3 protein-coding genes and 5 tRNA genes are annotated in these 3,033 nt (G+C 40.8%); all 8 read left to right on the top strand.

Going from position 1 to position 3,033, the window contains the following annotated elements; translation table 11 throughout:
• Nucleotides 1-116: 116 nt before the first annotated feature.
• On the top strand, nt 117-713 hold the full coding sequence (locus ACIQ1E_RS14210) for an HNH endonuclease (RefSeq protein WP_396172031.1): 597 nt from the start codon (nt 117-119) through the stop codon (nt 711-713).
• A 285-nt stretch (nt 714-998) separates the two neighbouring features.
• Nucleotides 999-1,094 (top strand) — tRNA-Ile (locus tag ACIQ1E_RS14205).
• Nucleotides 1,095-1,184: 90 nt separating this feature from the next.
• Nucleotides 1,185-1,259 (top strand) — tRNA-Glu (locus ACIQ1E_RS14200).
• 616 nt (nt 1,260-1,875) lie between these two features.
• Nucleotides 1,876-2,202 (top strand): hypothetical protein, encoded by a 327-nt coding sequence (locus ACIQ1E_RS14195; protein WP_396172030.1) that lies wholly within the window; start codon nt 1,876-1,878, stop codon nt 2,200-2,202.
• A 96-nt stretch (nt 2,203-2,298) separates the two neighbouring features.
• A tRNA-Thr gene (locus ACIQ1E_RS14190) sits at nt 2,299-2,373 on the top strand.
• A gap of 9 nt (nt 2,374-2,382) precedes the next feature.
• Nucleotides 2,383-2,460, top strand: a tRNA-Ile gene (locus ACIQ1E_RS14185).
• 7 nt (nt 2,461-2,467) lie between these two features.
• Nucleotides 2,468-2,542 (top strand) — tRNA-Pro (locus tag ACIQ1E_RS14180).
• A gap of 51 nt (nt 2,543-2,593) precedes the next feature.
• Nucleotides 2,594-3,033: hypothetical protein (locus ACIQ1E_RS14175; RefSeq protein WP_396172028.1), on the top strand; the 440-nt coding region annotated here is incomplete at its 3' end.

The following is a 3,033-nucleotide window of genomic DNA, read 5'->3' as shown; positions in this document are numbered from 1 at the left end:
GGCCGCTCAATCTTTCGCAGCCACACTAGAATTCGTTTAGAAGATGCATCACACATTGCAGTCTATATAAACAACGTCGTGCGCTCTAAGTTTGGTGGCTATACTCTCGTCTGTTCATGATTCCAGTACTTCCGTCTCATAAGACTACTCTTGTGTTGACAGCTGGATTCCAACCATGCGGTTTCTTTTCTGCTCGATCTGCAATTAGAAACATGATAGTTGGAGGTGTAAAAGCCTATGACCAGTATGGAAACATACGTGACTGGAGCAGTTGGATCGCTAACGATGATCACCTCGCCCCAGAAAATCCTGCGCTTCGTAGTGTCGACACGCTATGGGCAATTCCTACAATCGTGGTAGTGCCAGGCTATTTTGGTCACTACAAGCATGGAAAAAAGCAACCGCGCGCGATCAACCTTCGGCAACTCTACTACATCTATGGAGGTGAGTGCCAATATTGTCTGCGTAAGATTCCATACACTTCAGCGACTCGTGATCATCTAGTTCCGCGCAGTCGCGGTGGTGGAAATAGTGACGACAATATTGTCCTGTCTTGCAAAAAGTGCAATACCAAAAAATCAAACAAGTTTCCATATTTCAACATTCATGGCTCAGAGGTAAAACCTAAGATGCTAAAAGACATCGAGTTTAGCGCGCTCTCTGAACGTGTAGCGATTCGCGATGAATGGAAAGACTTTTTACAATATAAATAAATCACCTATAGATAAAAAAGATGTTTACATGTGAGAGAGTTTAGTGTATAATGTCTCTGTAAGCAAAGAGAAACAAAGGTTTCATAACTGAACGCACCATCAACTGCTAATGAAAGTTGAGAACGTCCGTGGTTGTACGGCTTGGATCACTCAGTGATGCGATGTCAAAGGTTTGTATATAGGAGTTTTCGGTCCCTATAAAAAAGTCATAGTCGATTGTAGTTGCAGCGCGTTGCGCTCCTCATCAACATGCCAATATGATTAACCGATAAATTTTTTTCTAATGCTAGAGTGTCCTGAATTGGTTAAAGGTCCTTCTTTATAAGGGGGTAGAATCGGTCATCGAGCCGTGTGTGGGTTCGAGTCCCACCTCTAGTACCACTTTCGCACGTTGGCAGAGAAGTCATGCAGTGGTCTGCAAAACCGCCTAGTCCAGAGCGTTACTGGAACGTGCGTCCATCTACAACACCTGCTCATATCGTCTAACGGTTAGGACTTACGGTTTTCATCCGTACAATCGGGGTTCGATTCCCCGTGTGAGTACCAATAAATAATATACAATGAAAATAGTCATTCGCACCTCAACATACATCAAGGTCGGTCAATTTTACCTTTTAGTAAAACTACCGCTTAAGAGCGGTGAACGTCGCTTTAGAGTCACTCGCGATCATTCACGCTTTCAAAACTATTTTGAAATGCACGCTCTAGGATTTACATGCGGTCGCATGTGGTCTACTCATGCCCAACGCGTACGTGAGAAGCGTTGGTTAAATTCATTTGACGAATAATTTTACAATCCGACTTAGCTCAGCGGCAGAGCGGGTGACTGTCATAATGGCAGCTTAAAGTAGAAATACTTTATGAAAAACCAATCAAATTCGGGGAACGCTTTAAAATGCCAATCCCGAGCGAAGCCTCGAAAGAGGAACGTGTAGAGACTTGACGGTTGGTATCTTACAAGTAATGTTGAAGATAATGAGAAAGTCCAGACTACAAACTGAAAGGGTAGCGAAAGCTATAGTAGTAGGTAATCACTAGGTCCGTGGTTCGATCCCACGAGTCGGAGCCAATTTTTACGCCTCCTTAGCACAGTGGTAGTGCAGCTCATTTGTAATGAGCAGGTCGTGAGTTTAAAACTCTTCTTATATAAATAAGGTAATATATGAATACACATAGCAACATTACCAATGCATATCGTAAAATGGCTCAGGACTCGTATAACAAGTCACTGGTTGTTCAACAAACATGCGCACTTGAATCCGCCATGGAGATCGATTTAGACGAAGCACTTAAACAAACTTTACCTACTAAAGAAAACAAAGTACGCCTTGAAGCATTTATGAAAAAGCTTAATGCTCTTCGCAATGAGTTTCCAGATGTAGTGATTCGCGGAACTCATGATGAGAAAGTTGAAGCACGTCTTCTCGGTGATGATGGTAATGTTGTTCAATACCTTGGTATGAAAATTGGTTTTGTTCATAAAGCCTAATATAAATAAACTACAAACTGAGAAGGTAGCGAAAGCTATAGTAGTAGGTAATCACTAGGTCACACGTTCGAGCCGTGTCGCAGGAGTCAATTTTACGCCTCCTTAGCACAGTGGTAGTGCAGCTCATTTGTAATGAGCAGGTCGTCCGTTCGAATCGGACAGGAGGCTCCAGTTTAAAGTGCATCCATAGCTCAGTTTGGTTAGAGCACACGATTGATAATTGTGGGGTCGTTAGTTCGAGTCTAACTGGGTGTACCATATTTTACGGGTAAAGGCCGACTGGCGAGGCGCTTGCTTTGGGAGCAAGTTTAGTTGAGTTCGATTCTCAATTACCCGACCATTTATAGTGTGTAAATAGTTCGATTTTAACTAACTCCATATAAATAGATTTATGGATGGTTTGAAAACATGTAAACACTGCAACGAGTCATTTTCATTAAGTACTTCTCTTTTTGCTAATCATATTAGGTGGTGTGAAAAAAATCCAGATAGAAATAATTGGAAAAAACGAGTAGCCTCAACTAATATATTATCATTGGAAAGAAATTGTAAAAAATGCAACAACACATTTTCTGTTAAATATAAAGAAGGTCAAACACCTCCGCCGAATTTATTTTGTTCTAGAAGTTGTGCAAATGCTCGTGGGCCACGATCAGAAGATTTTAAAACAAAGGTTAGAGCAAAATTATTAAAAGACAATACCAATACTTGTCTGTGTTGTAATACATCATTTTCTGGTAAACGCAAAAAATATTGCTCCAAAAAATGTATTTTAGAATATAGAAAAAGAAATTGGGATGACTATAAAAGATATAGAAATGAATGTGCTTT

The organism is Flavobacterium sp. (assembly GCF_044348915.1).
Lineage (GTDB): Bacteria > Bacteroidota > Bacteroidia > Flavobacteriales > Flavobacteriaceae > Flavobacterium.
This window is presented reverse-complemented; position numbering and strand designations above follow the sequence as displayed.

Coding starts and splice junctions, on each gene's coding strand:
- ACIQ1E_RS14210 (WP_396172031.1), top strand. CDS start 117: ATGATTCCAGTACTTCCGTCTCATAAGACTACTCTTGTGTTGACAGCT.
- ACIQ1E_RS14195 (WP_396172030.1), top strand. CDS start 1,876: ATGAATACACATAGCAACATTACCAATGCATATCGTAAAATGGCTCAG.